The organism is Ruegeria sp. BE1 (assembly GCF_056538885.1).
Window position 1 is genome coordinate 13,610 of sequence record NZ_JBQFTY010000003.1, and the last position, 19,445, is coordinate 33,054.

Here is a 19,445-nt window from a genome sequence, read left to right on the forward strand (position 1 = left end):
GGTTAAGACACCGTTAACCATTAAGGCGCATAAATCCTGACCATAACACAGGTACCGAGGATCGCATGGTCGACTGGATTATTCTGGCCGCAATCAGCCTGGTCTCAGCCAGTCTGGCGGTGCAATGGCTGTTGCCCCGCCGCAGACACAGGGGTGATGATTTCGGTTTATCCGCCCCGGCATCCCTGCATGATGCGGTCTTTCTGTTCGACGATGACCGGCTGATCAGCCACTCCGACATTGCGCTGGAAGGATTTGAATCTGTCCGCAACTGGACGGATTTGCGCCGCCTGCTGCAGCGCGACTTTCCCTCGTTTCCCGAGGGCCCTGATCATATCCGGCGTGAGGGGACACTGATCATTCCGGCCATCGACTGCACTGTCGAGCGGGACGTTCTGTGCGAATGGATCGATGGTATCGTCCGTGTGCAATTGCGCCAAAGCTGCCACGCACCGGGCTCAGCCCGGCTTGAGGCGCAGGACCCGATCCGCCTTGCGATGGAACAAGCGCCCTATCCCGTCTGGATGCTGGATCACCAAAGCAATGTCAGGTGGTGCAACGCGGCCTATGTCTCATTGGTGAGAAAGGTACGCGGACAGGACACTGATCTGACTGCCCCGCTGTTCACCGGCGCGGATGGCGACGCCAGATTGGGAACAAAGACCCGCATCTCGATTACGTCTGAAAACAGCGATAACAAGCTGTGGTTCGATCTGAATCTGGTGGAACATCCCGAAGGCCACCTGTGCTATGCGGTTGATATAAATGCAATTGTCGCAGCAGAAACAGCCCAGCGCAAATTCGTGCAAACCATGACGAAAACCTTTGCGCAATTGTCCATCGGGCTGGCGATATTCGACCGGAACCGGCAATTGGCTTTGTTCAACCCGGCGCTGATCGACCTGACCACCCTGCCCCCGGACTTCCTCAGCTGCCGCCCAAGCCTGTCCAGTTTCTTTGACCGGCTGCGCGATCAGCACATGATGCCCGAGCCCAAGAACTATCGCAGTTGGCGCAGCCAGATGAATGATCTGCTGGAGGCGGCCGAAGACGGAAATTATCAGGAAACCTGGTCGCTGCCATCCGGGTCCGTCTATTCGGTCAGCGGACGCCCGCATCCCGACGGGGCCGTGGCCTTTTTGTTCGAAGACATCACCGCCGAGATTACCCTGACGCGCCGGTTCCGGTCAGAGATGGACCTGATGCAATCGGTGCTGGACAAGCTGGCCGATGCCATTGCCGTCTTTGGCGATGATGGAACGCTCGCCTTTACCAACCACGCCTATCAAAAGCTGTGGGGCGACAGCGACGAGACCGGGTTTGAACCTGAATCGGTGCTGGATGTGACACGGCGCTGGAGGGAACGCTGCGCCGCAACGCCCATGCTGGGCGAGGTGCGCGATTTTGTCGAAATGCGCGACAACCGGGCAGAATGGTCAGGCCATCTTACAATGCGCGACGGCACCGACCTGACCTGCATTGTCAGCCCTATGCAGAACGGCGCGACGATTGTGCGTTTTAATGTCAACGACATTGAGTCGATACAACAGATCAGCGCCTGAACCGGGTTGCAGCCGACCGGGGCTAAGGCCATTGTGGCGCCATGACGCTGCACACCCGTTCTATCACTCTGACGTCGCCCGAAGACACTGCTGATTTGGCCACCCGGTTCGGGGCCGAATTGCGCCCCGGCGACGTGATTTTGCTTGAGGGTGAGATCGGCAGCGGCAAGACCCATTTCGCCCGCAGCCTGATCCAATCCTTGATGCCCGTGCCCGAAGACGTGCCATCGCCCACCTATACGCTGGTACAAGCTTATGACACGCCAGAGGCCGAGATCTGGCATTGCGACCTCTATCGTCTGAGCGCGGTGGAAGAGATCGAAGAACTGGGCCTGTCCGAGGCATTCGAGACCGCCATTTGCCTGATCGAATGGCCGGACAAGCTGGGGCCGTTGACACCGGACACCTCACTGAAGATGAGCCTGAAAGCAGACCCTAACACAATGGAAACACGCCATTTGACGCTGTCCTGGTCCGATCCGAAATGGACCCAGAAACTGGAGCGCGCCGCATGACAAACCGGACCGTGCTGGCCCAAGCCCTGATTGCACAGACACCCTGGGCCAATGCAGGCCGCGCGCCTTTGGCCGGTGATGCCTCGAACCGTCGGTATGAGCGTTTGACTGACCCGGAAACCGGGCGCACGGCGGTTTTGATGGATTCCCCGCCGGGCAAGGCCGAACCGGTCGCGGCATTTGTCCGCATGGCGCATCATCTGCGTTCGGTCGGTCTCAGCGCACCCGAGGTTTATGCCGAGGATACGGAAAACGGGTTCCTTCTGTTGGAAGATCTGGGCGACGACCTTTTTGCCCGTGTCCTGAAACGCGACCCAAAGGCCGAAAGACAGCTGTATGAGGCGGCGACGGACGTTCTGATTGCACTGCACAAGGCACCGATCCTGTCCTTGCCTGCCTATGACTCAGCAATGATGAGCGAGCTGGCGGCGCTGTCCTTCACCAAATACGCGCAGGCGGTTCAGGGGCAGCACGACGTGGATGCCCGAGAGCGGTTTGAGCACCGGTTTTCGGATATTCTGCATCAGGAAACCTCGGGCCCCAAAGTGGTGATCCAGCGCGATTACCATGCCGAGAACATGATCTGGCTGCCGGACCGCGCCGGGATCAAACGCGTGGGCTTGCTGGATTTCCAAACGGCCATGCTGGGCCATCCGGCCTATGATCTGGTGTCGATGCTGCAGGATGTGCGCCGCGATGTCTCAGCCGGGACCGAGATGCAGATGGTCAACCGCTATATCGCTGCAACCGGGGTGAATGATCACGACTTCCGCACCGCCTATGCGGTGTTGGGCGCACAGCGGAACTTGCGGATTCTGGGTGTGTTTGCCCGGTTGGCGACAGAATACGGCAAGCCGCATTATATCGATCTGGTTCCGGCCACATGGGCACATCTGATGCGCGATCTGGACCACCCCGCGCTGGTGGGTGTCGCGGATCTGCTGCGCGATGCCCTTCCCGCACCGACCCCGGACAATCTGGACAGGCTCAGACAGGCATGACCCAACACCCTGACGCCGTAATGCTGTTCGCCGCAGGGTTCGGCACCCGCATGGGCGCACTGACCAAAACCCGCCCCAAACCGCTGATTGAGGTTTCGGGTCGCCCCCTGATCGACCACGCGCTGGATTTGGTGGACGATCTGGACCCGGCGCGGGTGGTGGCCAACCTGCACTATCTGCCCGATCAGCTTGAGGCGCATCTGTCCCCCAAAGGCGTGCTGCTGTCCCGTGAAGACCCCGAGATCCTAGAGACCGGCGGTGGGCTACGCGCAGCTTTGCCTTTGTTAGGGTCTGATCCGGTTTTTACACTGAACACCGATGCGATCTGGTCTGGCCCGAACCCTCTGACCCTTTTGCGCAAGGCATGGAACCCCGACCGAATGGACGCCTTGCTGATGTGTATACCCACCGCGCAGACCATCGGGCACACGGGACAGGGCGATTTCACCGCCGATGCCAAAGGGCGCATCACCCGTGGCGGTGACCTGATCTATGGCGGGGCGCAAATCCTGAAAACCGACGGGTTGTTGGCCATTCCGGATAAGGCGTTTTCGCTAAACAAACTATGGGATCAGATACATAGCCGCGGCCGCCTGTTTGCCGCCATCTACCCCGGTCGCTGGTGCGATGTGGGCCGTCCCGAAGGGATCGCGCTGGCCGAAGGGCTGATCGCGGATGTTTAGGCCCGGCGCCACCCCTCGTGTCTTTGCCGTCCCGCCCGGCTCGGATTTCCCCAAAACGCTGGTTGAGGGGCTGCGCCAGCGCAGCGCTGCACACCCGCCCGAGGCTTTGGCGCAGGTGCAACTTGTGGTGAACACCCGCCGCATGGCCCGCCGCGTGCGCGATCTGTTTGATCAGGGTCCGGCCTGCCTGTTGCCGCGGCTTTCGCTGGTGACCGATCTGGGCGACAGCGTCGATCTGGCGCAAATTCCACCCGCGATCCCGGCCCTGCGGCGCAGGCTGGAACTGACGCAGCTGATTGCCAAGCTATTGGAACAACAGCCCGATCTGGCGGCGCGGTCCTCGCTGTTTGATCTCTCCGACAGCCTTGCCGCCCTGATTGATGAGATGCAGGGCGAAGGCGTCTCGCCCGATGCGATCCGGCAGTTGGACGTCAGCGACATGTCGGGCCATTGGGCCCGCGCGCAGGCGTTTATCGGAATTGCCGATCACTTTGTCGACTCGGGGCCCGATGCGCTGGACGCACAGGCGCGACAGAGGCGGGTGGTTGAAAACCTGATTGAGCGCTGGCAGGAAACCCCTCCGCAGCACCCGGTGATCCTTGCGGGTTCAACCGGGTCGCGGGGCACCACCCTGATGCTGATGGAGGCCGTCGCCCGCCTGCCCCAAGGCGCACTGATCCTGCCCGGGTACGATTTCGATCAGCCTGATGCCGTCTGGCAGCGTCTGGATGAAGCGCTGACCTCGGAAGATCACCCGCAATACCGGTTCCGCAAGCTGATGACCCGGTTGGGGATGGACCCCGGACAGGTAGAGCCCTGGACCGGTGACCCGGCCCCTTCACCCGCGCGTAACCGGCTGATTTCACTTGCATTACGCCCTGCCCCAATCACCGACGCGTGGATGTCCGAAGGCCCGCAGCTAACCAATCTGGACGGTGCCACCCAGGACCTGACACTGGTTGAGGCGCAATCGCCGCGGGCCGAGGCACTGGCCATCGCCCTGCGTCTGCGCGAGGCGGCGGAAACCGGCCAGACCGCCGCGCTGATCACGCCCGATCGGATGCTCACCCGTCAGGTCGGCGCCGCGCTGGACCGTTGGAACATCCTGCCCGATGACAGCGCGGGCCTGCCGCTGCAACTGTCTCCGCCGGGCCGGTTCCTGCGCCACGTGGCGGGGCTGTTTACCAAACGGCTTGAGGGTGAGGCGCTGCTGACCCTGCTGAAACACCCTCTGTGCCATGGTGGTGACGACCGGGGGGCGCATCTGCTGCACGCCCGCGATTTGGAACTGGATTTGCGGCGGCATGGCCCACCATTCCCCGACAGCGCCAGCCTGACCGCCTCCGCCATCCGAAAGGAGGTGCCCGAGGGCTGGGTGCGCTGGCTGATCACCCATTTCTGCGATCAGCAGATCACGGGGGACTTGCCTCTGTTCGATTGGGTCACACGTCTGCGCAATCTGGCCGAGGCGATCTCGACCGGCAGCGCAGGCGAAATCAATCCGCTTTGGGACAAGAACGCAGGCCAAAAGGCGTTGTCTGTCCTGACCACGCTGGAGGATGAGGCGCAGCATGGCGGCCCCATGACCGCCCGCGATTTCGCCGACCTGCTGGGCGCGCTTCTGGCGGGCGAAGAGGTCCGCGACCGTGACGCGCCGCATCCGCATATCATGATCTGGGGCACGCTTGAGGCGCGGGTGCAGGGTGCCGATCTGTTGATTCTGGGTGGTCTGAACGAGGGCAGCTGGCCCGAGGCCGCCGCGCCTGACCCTTGGCTGAACCGGCAAATGCGCGACAAGGCCGGGCTGCTGCTGCCCGAACGCCGCATCGGTCTGTCGGCCCATGACTTTCAACAAGCCGTCGGCGCGCCCGAGGTTTGGCTGACCCGCGCGACCCGGTCCGATGACGCCGAAACGGTGCCATCGCGCTGGCTGAACCGCTTGACGAACCTGCTGCAGGGCTTGCCGGGGCAGGGTGGTCGTGACGCCCTCTCGGCCATGCGCAGCCGGGGTCAGACCTATCTGCGCTGGTCCGAACAGCTTGAGGCCGCACCCCGCATTGACCCTGCGCCGCGCCCATCGCCGCGTCCGCCTGTCGCGTCGCGCCCGCGTCGCCTCAGCGTGACCGAGATCAAACGCCTGATCCGCGATCCTTACGCGATTTACGCAAAACATGTGCTGAAGCTGCGGCCACTGGACCCGTTGGTTCAGGCCCCGGATGCGTTGCTGCGCGGGATCGTCATCCATGAAATCCTTGAACATTTCGTCAAGGACAGCGTATTGGACAGCGCCTTGCTGACCCGCGAAAACTTTCTGAAACGGGCCGAAACCCTATTGGATCAGCATGTCGCCTGGCCCACCGCGCGCAAGCTGTGGCTGGCGCGGCTCGAACGGATCGCGGATGATTTCCTGGTCGCCGAAACCGCCCGACGCGGGGATGGCGGGCCGGTGGCGTTCGAGGCCGCAATGAAACTGGTGCTGTCACCGCTGGATTTCACCATCGCGGGACGGGCTGACCGGATTGATCACAACAGCCGGGGCGCTTTGCGGATCGTGGATTACAAAACCGGCACCCCTCCGACAGAATCCCAACAGGCCAAGTTCGACAAACAATTGCTGATCGAGGCTGCAATGGCCGAGCAAGGGGCCATCGAAGGGATTGACCCGATTGCGGTGGCCGAGGCCATTTTTGTCGGCATGGGCGGTACCTATAAAGAGGTCGCAGCCCCCCTGGCCAAAGAACCGCCCGACAAGGTTCTGGCCGAGTTGAAAGAGCTGATTTCTGCCTATTTAGAGCCTGATCAGGGCTTCACATCCCGCCGGATGCTGCACAAAGACACGGACATTGGCGACTACGATCACCTCGCCCGGTTTGGTGAGTGGGACCGTACAGACGCATCCGACCCCGAGGTGTTGAAATGACCGCCCGCAATGATGCGACCGAGCGGCAGGTGCAAGCCGCGCGCCCCGATGCCTCAACCTGGTTGGCGGCCAATGCGGGGTCCGGCAAAACCCGCGTTCTGACCGACCGGGTGGCGCGTCTGCTGCTGGGTGGCGTGCAGCCGCAGCATATCCTGTGCCTGACCTACACCAAAGCCGCCGCCAGCGAGATGCAGAACCGCCTGTTCAAACGGCTGGGCGAATGGGCGATGTTGGGCGACGATGCACTGCTGGCGCAGCTGACCGATCTGGGCGTGCCGGGTGTGATCGACCCCGAGCGTCTGGCGCAGGCGCGCACCCTGTTTGCCCGCGCGATTGAGACGCCGGGCGGCTTGAAGATCCAAACGATCCATTCCTTCTGCGCCTCGCTTCTGCGGCGCTTTCCGCTTGAGGCCGGGGTCAGCCCGCAATTCTCGGAAATGGAGGACCGCGCCGCCGCCCTGTTGCGCGAGGAAATCGTTGAGGATTTTGCCGACGGGCCTCAGGCCGGTTTGATCGAAGACGTTGCGCGGTTCGTCACCGATACCGGGTTCGACAACCTGACGACCGCCATCACGCATAAACGCAACCTGTTTGCGCAGCCGCTGGACTGGCCCGATCTGCTGCAACGGTTCGACTTGCCTGACGGGTTTGACGAAGACGCGCTGAAAGCCCGCGTGTTTCTGGGGGGTGAGGTCGACCTGATCCGCGCGATCCTGCCTGCGCTGACGGAAAGCGGCGGCAACAACGCCAAGGCGGCTGCGAAACTGGCTGCGTTTTCTGAAGCGAGGATCAGTAGCCTGCCCCTTTTGGAAAGCGTGTTCCTGACCGGCAAAGCGGCAAAAGAACCCTTTACCGCCAAGATCAACAGCTTTCCGACCAAAGCTCTGCGCGAAGGGGCGCTGGCCGGGCAGATGCCTCAGCTTGAGGCGCTGATGTTGCGCATCGAGGCCGCGCGTGAGCAGCGATTGGCGCTGGTCGCAGCGCGTAAGACGCATGTCTTGCACCGCTTTGCCGCGGCCTTCCTGCCGGAATATGAGCGGCGCAAACAGCTGCGCGGATGGCTGGATTTCGACGACCTGATCCTGCGCGCGCGGCAGGTGCTGAACGACCCGGCGGTGGCCGAATGGGTGCTGTACCGGCTGGATGGCGGCATCGATCATATTCTGGTTGATGAGGCGCAAGACACCAGCCCCGACCAATGGGATGTGGTCGAAAAACTGGCGCAGGAATTCACCAGCGGGGAAGGGGCCCGATCCGGGGTTGAGCGCACGATCTTTGTGGTCGGTGACAAGAAACAGTCGATCTATTCCTTTCAGGGCGCAGACCCGGCGGCCTTTGACCGGATGCAGCAGGAATTTGGGCGCAGGCTGGCGGAATCAGGCTCTAAACTGTGGGATTCGACGCTGGAATACTCGTTCCGATCCTCCAGCGCGATCCTGTCTCTGGTGGATATTCTGTTCGAAAACCGGGCTGAGGCCGGGTTCCACAAGGACAGCCAGCACCGCGCGTTCAAATCCGATCTGCCCGGTCGCGTCGATCTGTGGCCGGTCGTTGAAAAGGTTGAAGACGACGAGGACGGTGACTGGACCGATCCCGTCGATCGCCCCGGCGCGCGGCATCACACTGTTATTCTGGCCGAGAAGGTGGCGCACTCGATCAAAGACATGATCGACCGTGGTGAGACGATCCCCGAGGATGACGATAGACCCGGTACTTTCGTCCGACGAAGGGTGCAGCCGGGGGATTTTCTGATCCTCGTGCAGCGCCGGTCCGACCTGTTTGCCGAGATCATCCGTGCCTGCAAAGCCCTGCGCCTGCCCATTGCCGGGGCAGACCGTCTGAAAGTGGGCGCGGAACTAGCGGTTAAAGACCTTGCCGCGCTGCTGAGCTTTTTGGCCACACCCGAAGACAGCCTGTCGCTGGCCACCGTTCTGAAATCACCGCTGTTTGGCTGGACGGAACAGCAATTGTTTGATCTGGCGCATCGCCGGCAGGAGCAATTCCTGTGGGCCGCACTGCGCAGCCGGGCCGACGAATTCCCCGAAACACTGGACATCCTGAACGATCTGCGCGGCCAGATCGACTTTCTGCGCCCCTATGACCTGATCGAACGCATCCTGACCCGACATGATGGGCGGCGCAAATTGCTGGGCCGTCTGGGGGCTGAGGCTGAGGACGGGATCAACGCGCTGCTGTCTCAGGCACTGGCCTATGAGCGCACGGACATACCCAGCCTGACCGGGTTTCTGGTGTGGATGCAGACCGACGATCTGGAAATCAAACGCCAGATGAGCGGTGTCGGTAACATGATCCGGGTGATGACGGTGCATGGATCGAAAGGGTTGGAAGCGCCGATTGTGATCCTGCCGGATACGGGCAAACGGCAGGCTCCGCGCGATGCTGAGATCATGGTGGGTGAGGGGACACCGCTGTGGAAAGTACCTGCTGATGCCTCACCCGCGCTGATCGCCCAAGCCCGGACCGAGGCACGCGCGCGGGAAGAGAATGAGCGGCTTCGATTGCTTTATGTGGCTCTGACACGGGCGGAAAAGTGGTTAATTGTGGGTGCTGCAGGGGATGTCGGCAAGGACGGAACCAGCTGGTATCAGATGGTTGAGGCCGCGATGGCGCGGGCAGGGGCCGTTCAGTTGCCGGACGAAGACACCCGGCGCTTGTCGCATGCGGATTGGGATGCCCTGCCACTGGTTGAGCATAGCGAGGCTGAGGTGACTGAGGTCCCGCTGCCAGACCATTTCCAAACGCCCGCTGCTGTACCCGACACCGCGCCTGAAACGCTCAGCCCGTCTGATCTGGGCGGGGCGAAGGCGCTGCCGGGGGATACCGGTCAGGATGAGGAGGCCGCCAAGCTGCGCGGCACACGCCTGCACCTTCTTTTGGAACACCTGCCCGCAGTCGCGCGGGACCAATGGCCCCAGCTCTGCGCCCGCGTTCTGCCGGATATGCAGGAACCCGAACGGCAGGGCCTGCTGGCCGAGGCGCAGACCGTGCTGACCGCCGATCACCTGCAACCCGTTTTCGCCGCAGGCACGCTGGCCGAGGTTCCGGTCACAGCCGACCTCAATGGGCGGCGTATGCATGGGATCATCGACCGGCTGATTGTGTCTGAAACCGACGTACAAATCATTGATTTCAAATCAAATGCAACGGTGCCCGATCGCCCCGAAACCTGCCCCGAAGGTCTGTTGCGTCAGATGGGGGCCTATGCGCAGGCACTGGCGCAGATTTACCCGGGGCGTAAGGTTCGCACAGGGATATTGTGGACCCGAAACGCCGACCTCATGTGGTTGCCACACGATCTTGTGACGGACGCGCTGGCCCGAACCCAGATACCTTGACCTTGCACCGGACCGCCCCTACGTTCTGTTCCCGAGTTAGCCCCATTCAGGAGACAGAATATGTCGACCGTAGCAGTAACCGACGATACCTTTGACGCCGAAGTCAAGAATTCCGACATCCCCGTTGTTGTCGACTTCTGGGCCGAATGGTGTGGCCCCTGTAAGCAGATTGGCCCCGCTCTGGAAGAGCTGGCCGCTGAATACGGCGACAAGGTGAAAATCGCCAAGGTGGACGTGGACAGCAACCCGAACTCGGCCGCGGCCATGGGTGTGCGCGGTATCCCGGCGCTGTTCATCTTCAAGGACGGTCAGGTTGTTTCGAACCGCGCAGGTGCCGCCCCCAAGGCAGCGCTGCAAAGCTGGATCGACGAATCCATCTGATCCGCCCGGATCACCGAATACCAAAGGCGTCCGATTCCGGGCGCCTTTTTTGTCGAATTGCTTGGATCGGTAATTTATCCAAAAACTATTTGACAGACAACTAAACATGGAGTCTAAAAGTAATTGCAAATCCTGATTCGCAACGCGTTTCAGAAAAAGGGCGTCACGTCAATATTTGATGTGGCGCCTTTATTGTTTTTTTGAATATGTGCCAAATATCCCCGTTTTTGATCAAACACCACAACATATTGTGGCCTAACCAAAATGTCTGTTGACTCGCGGAATATGGCACAATTATGTTCATGGTGCCTGCAAGCATTGTAGGTGGAGACGTGTTGCGAATCAGGATTTGCACCCTTGTGACACGTCTCCTCACTTAAATTAAGGAGACTGGTCATGAGCTATCATGCCACAAGAAAACCTATTGGAACAACCGCGCGGACAGGGGAGAAGTGCCCAGAAAGCGGCGTGTGGAAATCAATGGACTCGCCATCGACTACTGCACCTATCGCTAAAGGCAACGTGATGCCTCCGCATAACCGCAAGGCAGTTACCTGGAAGCTTATCCAGCACGCGTAAATCGCTCCAAGAGACAAAGGCGTCCGCTTTCGGGCGCCTTTTTTGATGTGAGTGTCAGACCAAAAAGAAAAAGCCGCTCGAACGAGCGGCTCATCTTTTGCGGTGGTTCCGATAGTTGGATCAGACCTTGTTGATGTCCGCGCGGCACAGACCGATATCATCCAGTTGATGATCAGACAGTTCGGACAACAGGGCGCGTGTCTTGCGGGTTTCATTCCACTCAGCCGCTTTTTCAAAAGCTGCGGTGAACGCGTCCACTACATGCAGGATGGTAGCTGCTCCGAGTGGCGCATGGATATTTGCGGTGGTTGCCATTTGCGCATTCCTTAAAACTGAAACAGCCGACCCTTCGTCGGTTGCAGGTCTCATTTAGAACCAAGGGCTGAGTCCCACAATTGCTAGTCCAACAGACCCGATCTGCGATTCCTGCATATCTTTTAAGCAGTTTGTGAACTGTTGCGCTGACCCCCGGTCCGGCCCATATAGGGTGCCAGCGAAGAACGGAGGCCCCCATGGCAGACAGCGATTTTCCCGGTTGGCACGGCACAACGATCATTGGCGTCAAAAAGGGCGGCCAGGTGGTGATTGCCGGCGACGGACAGGTCAGCCTGGGCCAGACCGTGATCAAAGGCACCGCCCGCAAGGTGCGCCGCCTGTCGCCCGGCGGGTTCGAAGTGGTCGCAGGCTTTGCCGGATCGACAGCGGACGCCTTCACCCTGCTGGAACGGTTGGAGGCCAAGCTTGAGGCCACGCCCGGCCAGTTGGCCCGCGCCTCGGTCGAATTGGCCAAGGACTGGCGGACGGATAAATACCTGCAAAAGCTTGAGGCGATGCTGATCGTCACCGACGGCACCGATCTGCTGGTGATCACCGGCGCAGGCGATGTGCTGGAACCCGAACACAACGTGGCCGCCATCGGCTCGGGTGGCAATTTCGCCCTGGCCGCCGCCCGCGCGATGATGGACAGCGACAAGCCCGCCGAAACCGTGGCGCGTGAGGCGATGGCGATTGCGGCCGATATCTGCGTCTATACCAACGGCAATCTGACGGTTGAGAGCATATCAGGCTAGCAACGCTTTTATCTCTTTGCCTTTCCAACGCAATTGCATCCCGATCAGTCCCAGTATCGCCGCAAGGATGACGATGTAATAGGGCACGCGGATGTCGATGCTCATCAACCCGCCTCCGATCAGGGACATCACACCGCCCGCAAGGCAGAACACGGCTGTGGTCACCCCCATGACCCAGCCCTGATCGGTTTCACTGACCGCGGATGAGAACAGGCCCAGCAGGGTCGGGTAAGACACGCCGAAGAAGAAGTAGAAAAAGAAAACGGGGACGTAGCTCAGCACCCCGCTGGGGCTGAAGGCAAAGCCGAATCCGCAGATCACCATGACCACCAGCGAGGCAAAGATGATCTGATGCTTGCTGAACCTTTCCTGCGCCGGTTTCACAAGGAATGTGCTGGAAAAGGCCAGCGCAAAACCGATCACCACCATCGCCATGCTGCCGCCGATGACCCCGTAGCCCCAGGCGCTGGTCAGGAAATTGTCGACGAACACGTAGAAGGTGACATTGGCGATCATGAACAACGCGTAAACCGGCAGGATTTTCAACACCATCGGATGTGACCGCACCGCGATCAGGCTGTCGGTGATGTCGCGGGGGCGGAACACAAACGCGGCCCGCTCGGACCGGGTATCTTTAAAGAAAACCATCACCATGAAAATGGCGACCAGTACCAGAACGAAGGCCCCGTAAAACGGTGTTTTCAACGTGGCGAAACTGCCCAGCAGGTTGGCGTCGGACAAGATCGCGCCAATCAGGGGTCCACCAACGAGGCCAAAGCTGACGCCGGTAATGATATAGCCCATGTTGCGGTCGCGGTCGGCATCATCGGTGCTGCCGTCAATCATCGCCGCTTGCGCAATGGGTTGATTGCCTGCGGTGAATCCCGTGATCGACCGGCCAACAATCAGCAGCAACAGACTGTTGATATACAGCGCCGCGATTGTCAGCGCATAGCCGACCAGCGCCCCGCCCAGACAAATCAGCAGGGCATTCTTGCGCCCAATCGAATCTGACACTTTCGAGACATAGACCACCCCCAGAAACCAGGACAAAAAGAAGCACCCGATCACCAGACCGTAGTACAGATGCCGCGTGCCCATGCCTGTACTTTCTGGCAGAAACCCGGATTTTGTCTCCATGATCAACGAATTGATAATGGGAAAAACCAGACCCTGACCCAACAGGTCGACGAACACCACAAACAGCAGAGTGATCTTGGCTAATTTTGTCATGTCCGCGCTCCTGACCCTCAAAGCGTTGAAAACACTGTACCAGAGGGCACGCGTTTCACCTATGGAAAGCATTTGCAAACCGGATGGGGCATTGCTAACCAACGTGGCCGCTGTTGTTTTCACTCTCGCGGTGACTACCTAAGCCGAACCGCTGATCGAAAGGACCCAACCCGTGACCGACCTGACCCCGCGCGAGATTGTCTCGGAACTGGACCGTTTCATTATCGGTCAGAAGGATGCAAAACGCGCCGTTGCCGTCGCGCTGCGCAATCGCTGGCGGCGCAAGCAGCTGGCAGACGATATCCGCGATGAGGTCTATCCCAAAAACATCCTGATGATCGGCCCCACCGGTGTCGGCAAAACCGAGATCAGCCGCCGTCTGGCGAAACTGGCCCGCGCGCCCTTTGTCAAGGTTGAGGCCACCAAGTTTACCGAGGTCGGTTACGTTGGTCGTGACGTGGAACAGATCGTGCGCGATCTGGCCGATGCAGCAATTATCCAGACCCGCGAATATATGCGCGAGGACGTTAAGGCGCGCGCGCATCAAGCCGCTGAGGATCGGGTGATCCAAGCTATCGCGGGCGAGGACGCCCGTGAAGGCACACGCGAGATGTTCCGCAAAAAGCTGAAAGCCGGAGAGTTGGACGACACGGTGATCGAACTGGAACTGGCCGACACTTCAAACCCGATGCCGATGTTTGACATGCCCGGCCAGCCCGGCAGCCAGATGGGGATGATGAATCTGGGTGATATCTTCGGCAAGGCGTTCGGCGGGCGGACCGTCAAGAAACGCATGACCGTGGCCGAAAGCTATGACGCGCTGATCGGGGAAGAGGCGGACAAGCTGCTGGATGACGAAACGGTCAACCGCGTAGCGCTGGAGTCGGTCGAACAGAACGGCATCGTCTTTCTGGATGAGATCGACAAGGTCTGCGCAAGATCCGATGCGCGTGGCGGCGATGTCAGCCGCGAAGGGGTGCAGCGCGACCTGCTGCCCCTGATCGAGGGCACTACCGTCAGCACCAAGCATGGCCCGGTCAAAACCGACCATATCCTGTTCATCGCCAGCGGAGCGTTCCACATCGCCAAGCCCTCGGACCTGTTGCCGGAACTGCAGGGGCGTCTACCGATACGGGTAGAGCTGCGCGCCCTGACCGAAGAGGATTTCGTGCGCATCCTGACCGAGACCGACAATGCCCTGACCCGCCAGTACACCGCGCTGATGGGAACAGAAGAGGTCACGGTCAGCTTTACGGATGACGGCATCGCAGCCCTTGCCAAGATCGCGGCGGATGTGAACCAAAGCGTCGAAAACATCGGCGCGCGGCGGCTTTACACCGTGATGGAGCGCGTGTTCGAAGAGCTCTCGTTCACCGCGCCCGATCAGGCCGGGGCGGACATTACCGTCAACGCGCAATTCGTTGACGACAATCTAGGCGAACTGACCAAATCCACTGACCTGAGCCGTTACGTTCTGTAACACGGGCCAGCTGGTTTTTGCCGCTACTTGCCCCGAACATCTCTGGACGTGGGGCCAGAAATCGATAGCTTGGCGCAAAATCATTCATAGGTGTTTTGTGCTGCGCTATTTGATCGTTTTGATCCTGTCCCTGTCTGTGTCGGCCTGCGTCGACCGGACAATCACGGAAACCGTGCCGTCGGCTGTAAATATCGGTACGCCGATCACCGTGTTCGCCAGCACGACCCGCGCGCGCGAGGCGGATGGAGCCTATGGATTCCAGCGCGGTGACTCTCTGCAATTTTTAGAGACGCAGGTCTCGATCCCGCCGTCGCACACGCCCGGAACCCTCAGGTTTTCCTATGCGGATCCCGACCCGCAGAAGGAATTTGTTCTGGCAGACATCCAGCAGCTAAGTGGCCCTCAGGGACTGCAAGAGCATCTGCGCGGGCAGGATGACGTGACCATCTTTGTGCACGGCTATAACTCGACCCAGACGGAAACCATTTTCCGTGCCGCGCAGCTGTCGCATGACATCGGGCTGCCCGGATCGATCCTGGTGTATTCCTGGCCCAGCCGGGCAACCGGATATGGCTATGCCTACGATCTGGACAGTATGCTTTTTGCCCGCGACGGGCTGGAGCAAACCATCCGCGAGCTGAAATCCATGGGGGTCAAACGCGTGGTTCTAGTGGCGCATTCGATGGGCGGCGCCCTGTCGATGGAGATGATGCGACAGGCCGAGTTGCAACAGCCGGGTTGGTCCAACAGGAATATCGAAGGCGTGGTGCTGATCTCACCTGATCTGGATGTGGATTTGTTCCGATCACAGATGAAACGGATTGACACGCCGCCCGATCCATTTGTGGTCATGGTGTCGCAGAAAGACAAAATCCTGAATATCTCGGCCCGCCTGCGCGGCACAGCCGAGGGCGAAAGGCTGGGCAATATCAGCTCGGTCGATGATCTGGCCGAGTTTCCGATCAATGTACTTGATACCACGGCTTTTAACAGCGACGCGGAATCTTCACATTTCGTGGCTGCGACCTCGCCGGCCTTGTTGGCGATCTTGGGTTCGGTCCGGCGGGTCACGGGCACGTTCGGGTCCGACGAGCGGCGTGGAATCGATGTTCTTGTCCCACCGAGTCAGCGCAACCCTGATGGCGCGACCGAAATTGTGCTGACCGAAACAGGGGACGCCGAGGTGATTAAACCATAGCCGCCGGGTCTACCGGGTCCGCCGCAGATAGACGTAATAGGCGCCGTCGCCACCATGGCTGATATGAGCGGGCGTCACCTGCAGCACCGCCTGCGCCAACGGCGGGATCGACAGCCAATGTGGCACCTGATTGCGCAACACCCCGCGCGGGGTGGGGATGGGGCCGGGTTCGTCACGATCCTTACCCTTGCCCGTCACCACAAGGACCAGCCGCTTGCCCTGCGCCTGCGCGGTCAACACGAACCGGATCAGGGTGGGGTGGGCCGTGTCCACGCGCATGCCATGCAGGTCCAGCTTGCCCTCGGGTTTCAGCTTGCCGCGCTTCATCCGCCCGAACGCCTTGGTGTCCATCTGCACCGGGCTGGCACGCATCCGGTCCGTGACCGAGGGCTGCAAACCATGCCGCGCCGGTTTGGTGGGCGCGGTTTGCCCAACTTCGAACCCCTCAAGCCGGAATTTCGGAGTTTTTGTTGGCTTGGGTTTGGGCAGGGTGGTCGGATGCACCGACTGCGGCAGTTCAGGGTGCATGCGTTCGGCTTGTTTGGCGACCTTGCGCCACAGCTCGATCTCTTCTTCGGTCAGTTTGCGCCGGGTCATCAGAACTCATCCGGGATCAGGGCATAGGCGCGCTGGATCGGCAACAAAAGAACCATCCGGCCCGGGTCTTTCAAACGTCCGGCAGCCTGACCTGCCGCATCGCCGGTGCCAAAGAAAATATCCGCCCGTTGCGCCCCCTTGATGGCGGACCCCGTGTCCTGTGCGATCATCAACCGGCGCATCGGGTCCTTGCCGTCTTTCTCAACCCAAACCGGGGCACCCAACGGTGTATAGGCCGGATCGGCCGCAATGCTGCGCATGGTGGTGACGGACCGGTTCATTGCACCCAACGGTCCGAACTCGGGCGCAACGCGGGAAACTTCGCGAAAGAACACGTAAGAGGGGTTGTGAAACAACAGCTCTGCCCCGGCTTCGGGGTTCTTGCGCACCCATGACTTGATCATCTGGGCACTGACCTGATGGGCCGCCAACGCGCCCTGACGGATCAGCTCGGACCCGATCGAGCGATAGGGGTGCCCGTTCGCCCCGCCATAGCCCACCCGCAAGGCCCCGCCATCGGGCAGCCGAATACGGCCCGAGCCCTGGATTTGCAGAAAGAACAGCTCAACCGGGTCATCGACCCAGGCGATCTCAAGTCCGCGCCCGGTCATCGCATCACCCGTCAGGATATCGCGACGGCTGAGCCATGGCCCCTCGGCCCGTGCCTCGGGTGGCATTTTATAAATTGGGTATTTGTAGCGGTCCGTCCGCGTGCGCGAACCATCCAGTTCCGGTTCGAAATAGCCGGTAAACAGCGCATCCTTGCCGTCCTGAACCAGAACCGGGCGAAAGAACAGCTCAAAGAAAGACCGGGCGGCATCGGGTTCATAAGTCCGCGCCACACCACACAGGGCGCGCCAATCCGGGTCGTCCAGATCCCCGCAGGTGTTCAAAAAAACCGAAAGGGCCGCCCCGTGATCATCGGCGGCCCAGCCCTCAAGGTCGTCAAAGGTCAGGATGGATCGCGTCGCCTCGGCATTGGCAGAGGTTGCCATCACAGCCCCCAGCAAAAGCGACCGAAGCGCGCCAATCATGCGTCCGTGGCAACAAGCAGCCAGTTCGGATCGTCACTGCCCATGACACGGGCAAAGGTCCAGCTGTCCTTTTGGCGTTTGACGGTGTTCGGGTTGCCTTCGATGATGTCGCCGCCGCGATCGCGCACGACCGAGGTCAGCTCACCAACAAACCGCATGGTGATCTCGGCCTGGTTGGTGTCCTTGTCGAACTTCGCATCCGCCACCGTGGTTTCACGAACACCGATGAACTCGGCCTCAATGGTCAGGCCCTGATCTTCGCGGTCTGCGACGACAGAGACAAAGGTGTCGAACACCTCTTCCGACAGGAAAGGCTGGATTTCATCCAGGTTCCCTTTTTCGAACCCCATGACGATCATCTCGTAAGCACCGCGCGCGCCCTGCACGAATTCGCTGACCGAAAAGCTGGGCTCAACCCGTTTCATCGCCGCCAGGGTCTGCGCCTGTTCGCTGTCTTCGGCGACATGGTCGGTGATGTCATGATCCGGGCCGCCATCGATCACCTCAAACCCGCGGCGGGCGTTCTGAGTATCGGGCTGCTGCTGAACGGGAGGTTTTTCAAAACCTTCACGCGTCCCCAGCACGCTTTTCAAGCGCAGGATCAGGAAAACGGCAATTCCGGCCAGGACCAGCAACTGGATCATCGGTTCGTTCATTTCATCCTCTTTTCAGACCGTGGCTTTGTATACACGGCCTCTTGCCACTATGTAGGTGACAGTTTGTGGCAAGTCCACCGCCCGGTCCCCGTTAAAGGATAACGCAAATGTATCTGTTCTTGGCATTTTTGTTGGTGCCCATCATCGAGATCGCCCTGTTCATCCAGGTTGGTGGTCTGATTGGCCTGTGGCCAACGCTGGCAATTGTGGTTCTCACAGCCATTATGGGCACTGCATTGGTCAGGACACAAGGTCGCATGGCGCTGGCCAACCTGCAGCGATCCTTTGCCGAACTGGACGATCCGACCGAACCCCTGGCGCATGGGGCCATGATCCTGCTTTCGGGTGTGTTGCTGCTGACGCCGGGCTTTTTCACAGATGCCATTGGTTTTGCTTTGCTTATCCCCGGCATCCGCGTCGCGGTGTTCCGCTATCTGAAATCCAGGGCCACCATCACCGGGTTTCAAATGGGTACCGGCGCGCAGTTTCGCACCGGACCGCAATCCTATGACGATGACGTGATCGACGGAGAATTTACCGAGGTCCGCCCCAATCGCGACCCCTCAAAGCCCTCCAAATGGGTCGAAGGCCCGTGACCTGCATTGAGGTACCGCGCCCAACTTGCTAAGCAATGGCAAATTTCATTTTTGGAGTAGATCCATGGCCGAAGAAAACGCTGCGGAAAACACCGCAGCCCAAGCAGCCCCGCAGGTTCAAATGCGCGTTCTGGGACAATTCATTCGTGATATGTCCTTTGAAAACGTGATGGCACAAAAAGGTGTGTCCGGTGATGTTCAGCCCGAAATCGCAGTTCAGGTGAACCTGGACGCGAAAAAACGCCCGGTCGAGCATCAGTACGAGGTTGCCGTCAAACTGAACCTCAAATCCAAAGCCAAGGGCATGGAAGACGTCCTATTCCTGTGCGAGATCGACTATTGTGGTCTGTTCCACATCGAAGGTGTGGCCGATGACCAGCTGCACCCGTTCCTGATGATCGAATGCCCGCGCATGTTGTTCCCGTTCCTGCGCCGCATCGTCAGCGACATCACCCGCGACGGTGGCTATCCGCCGGTCAACCTGGACAATATCGATTTCGTCGGTCTCTATCGCAACGAATTGTTGCGCCGCCAGGCCGAAGCCCAAAAAGCCGAAGCCTAAGGGCTTTGACGACCCGCGCCGG

At 60.2% G+C, this 19,445-nt stretch carries 17 protein-coding genes; 12 read left to right on the forward strand and 5 right to left on the reverse strand.

Annotation, left to right across the window (positions count from 1 at the left end; translation table 11 throughout):
* Positions 1-65 precede the first annotated feature (65 nt).
* The 7 genes from ACR0J5_RS10170 to trxA are packed head-to-tail and all read left to right on the forward strand — an operon-like array spanning position 66 to position 10,418.
* Entirely contained in the window at positions 66-1,562 is a 1,497-nt protein-coding gene (locus ACR0J5_RS10170; protein WP_480652945.1) for a PAS-domain containing protein, read from the forward strand.
* A 41-nt stretch (positions 1,563-1,603) separates the two neighbouring features.
* Positions 1,604-2,077, forward strand: coding sequence for a tRNA (adenosine(37)-N6)-threonylcarbamoyltransferase complex ATPase subunit type 1 TsaE (gene tsaE / locus ACR0J5_RS10175; RefSeq protein ID WP_480652947.1), 474 nt, complete (start codon positions 1,604-1,606; stop codon positions 2,075-2,077).
* Complete coding sequence (locus ACR0J5_RS10180; protein ID WP_480652949.1) at positions 2,074-3,078, forward strand: aminoglycoside phosphotransferase family protein; 1,005 nt, start codon at positions 2,074-2,076, stop codon at positions 3,076-3,078. Before tsaE ends, ACR0J5_RS10180 begins: the two co-directional genes overlap by 4 nt.
* Positions 3,075-3,761, forward strand: a complete 687-nt coding sequence (locus tag ACR0J5_RS10185) for a nucleotidyltransferase family protein (RefSeq protein WP_480652951.1) — start codon at positions 3,075-3,077, stop codon at positions 3,759-3,761. The genes ACR0J5_RS10180 and ACR0J5_RS10185 overlap by 4 nt, the downstream gene beginning before the upstream one ends.
* The gene (addB, locus tag ACR0J5_RS10190; RefSeq protein WP_480652953.1) at positions 3,754-6,681 is read left to right on the forward strand and encodes a double-strand break repair protein AddB; all 2,928 of its coding nucleotides are present in this window, start codon (positions 3,754-3,756) and stop codon (positions 6,679-6,681) included. Before ACR0J5_RS10185 ends, addB begins: the two co-directional genes overlap by 8 nt.
* The gene (addA, locus tag ACR0J5_RS10195) at positions 6,678-10,037 is read left to right on the forward strand and encodes a double-strand break repair helicase AddA (RefSeq protein ID WP_480652955.1); all 3,360 of its coding nucleotides are present in this window, start codon (positions 6,678-6,680) and stop codon (positions 10,035-10,037) included. Before addB ends, addA begins: the two co-directional genes overlap by 4 nt.
* Before the next feature lie 60 nt (positions 10,038-10,097).
* Complete coding sequence (gene trxA / locus ACR0J5_RS10200; protein ID WP_298382016.1) at positions 10,098-10,418, forward strand: thioredoxin; 321 nt, start codon at positions 10,098-10,100, stop codon at positions 10,416-10,418.
* A gap of 699 nt (positions 10,419-11,117) precedes the next feature.
* Here the strand turns inward: trxA and ACR0J5_RS10205 are convergent.
* Positions 11,118-11,312 carry a DUF1127 domain-containing protein gene (locus ACR0J5_RS10205; RefSeq protein ID WP_480652958.1) on the reverse strand — a complete coding sequence of 65 codons (195 nt, stop codon included), beginning with the start codon at positions 11,310-11,312 and terminating at the stop codon, positions 11,118-11,120.
* 197 nt (positions 11,313-11,509) lie between these two features.
* Here ACR0J5_RS10205 and hslV point away from each other — a divergent pair, with 197 nt between their 5' ends.
* Positions 11,510-12,067, forward strand: a complete 558-nt coding sequence (gene hslV / locus ACR0J5_RS10210; RefSeq protein ID WP_480652960.1) for an ATP-dependent protease subunit HslV — start codon at positions 11,510-11,512, stop codon at positions 12,065-12,067.
* Here the strand turns inward: hslV and ACR0J5_RS10215 are convergent.
* Positions 12,059-13,300, reverse strand: coding sequence for an MFS transporter (locus ACR0J5_RS10215; protein WP_480652962.1), 1,242 nt, complete (start codon positions 13,298-13,300; stop codon positions 12,059-12,061). The two genes, hslV and ACR0J5_RS10215, sit on opposite strands and share 9 nt — an antisense overlap.
* A gap of 172 nt (positions 13,301-13,472) precedes the next feature.
* Here ACR0J5_RS10215 and hslU point away from each other — a divergent pair, with 172 nt between their 5' ends.
* Positions 13,473-14,780 carry an ATP-dependent protease ATPase subunit HslU gene (gene hslU, locus ACR0J5_RS10220; protein WP_480652964.1) on the forward strand — a complete coding sequence of 436 codons (1,308 nt, stop codon included), beginning with the start codon at positions 13,473-13,475 and terminating at the stop codon, positions 14,778-14,780.
* A 97-nt stretch (positions 14,781-14,877) separates the two neighbouring features.
* Positions 14,878-15,978, forward strand: coding sequence for an alpha/beta hydrolase (locus tag ACR0J5_RS10225; protein ID WP_480652966.1), 1,101 nt, complete (start codon positions 14,878-14,880; stop codon positions 15,976-15,978).
* A 9-nt stretch (positions 15,979-15,987) separates the two neighbouring features.
* Here ACR0J5_RS10225 and ACR0J5_RS10230 read toward each other — a convergent pair whose 3' ends face one another.
* Genes ACR0J5_RS10230 through ACR0J5_RS10240 form a run of 3 tightly spaced genes read right to left on the reverse strand, consistent with a single transcriptional unit; the run spans position 15,988 to position 18,265 of the window.
* Positions 15,988-16,575: a Smr/MutS family protein gene (locus ACR0J5_RS10230; RefSeq protein ID WP_480652968.1), complete on the reverse strand. Its 588-nt coding sequence runs from the start codon at positions 16,573-16,575 to the stop codon at positions 15,988-15,990.
* Positions 16,575-17,609, reverse strand: a complete 1,035-nt coding sequence (mltA, locus tag ACR0J5_RS10235; protein ID WP_480652970.1) for a murein transglycosylase A — start codon at positions 17,607-17,609, stop codon at positions 16,575-16,577. The genes ACR0J5_RS10230 and mltA overlap by 1 nt, the downstream gene beginning before the upstream one ends.
* Complete coding sequence (locus tag ACR0J5_RS10240; protein ID WP_480652972.1) at positions 17,606-18,265, reverse strand: Tim44/TimA family putative adaptor protein; 660 nt, start codon at positions 18,263-18,265, stop codon at positions 17,606-17,608. Before ACR0J5_RS10240 ends, mltA begins: the two co-directional genes overlap by 4 nt.
* A gap of 107 nt (positions 18,266-18,372) precedes the next feature.
* On the opposite strand from ACR0J5_RS10240, the gene ACR0J5_RS10245 reads away from it, so the two are divergent.
* The gene (locus ACR0J5_RS10245) at positions 18,373-18,861 is read left to right on the forward strand and encodes an FxsA family protein (RefSeq protein ID WP_480652974.1); all 489 of its coding nucleotides are present in this window, start codon (positions 18,373-18,375) and stop codon (positions 18,859-18,861) included.
* 64 nt (positions 18,862-18,925) lie between these two features.
* Positions 18,926-19,423 (forward strand): protein-export chaperone SecB, encoded by a 498-nt coding sequence (gene secB / locus ACR0J5_RS10250; RefSeq protein ID WP_480652976.1) that lies wholly within the window; start codon positions 18,926-18,928, stop codon positions 19,421-19,423.
* The last annotated feature ends 22 nt before the right edge of the window (positions 19,424-19,445 follow it).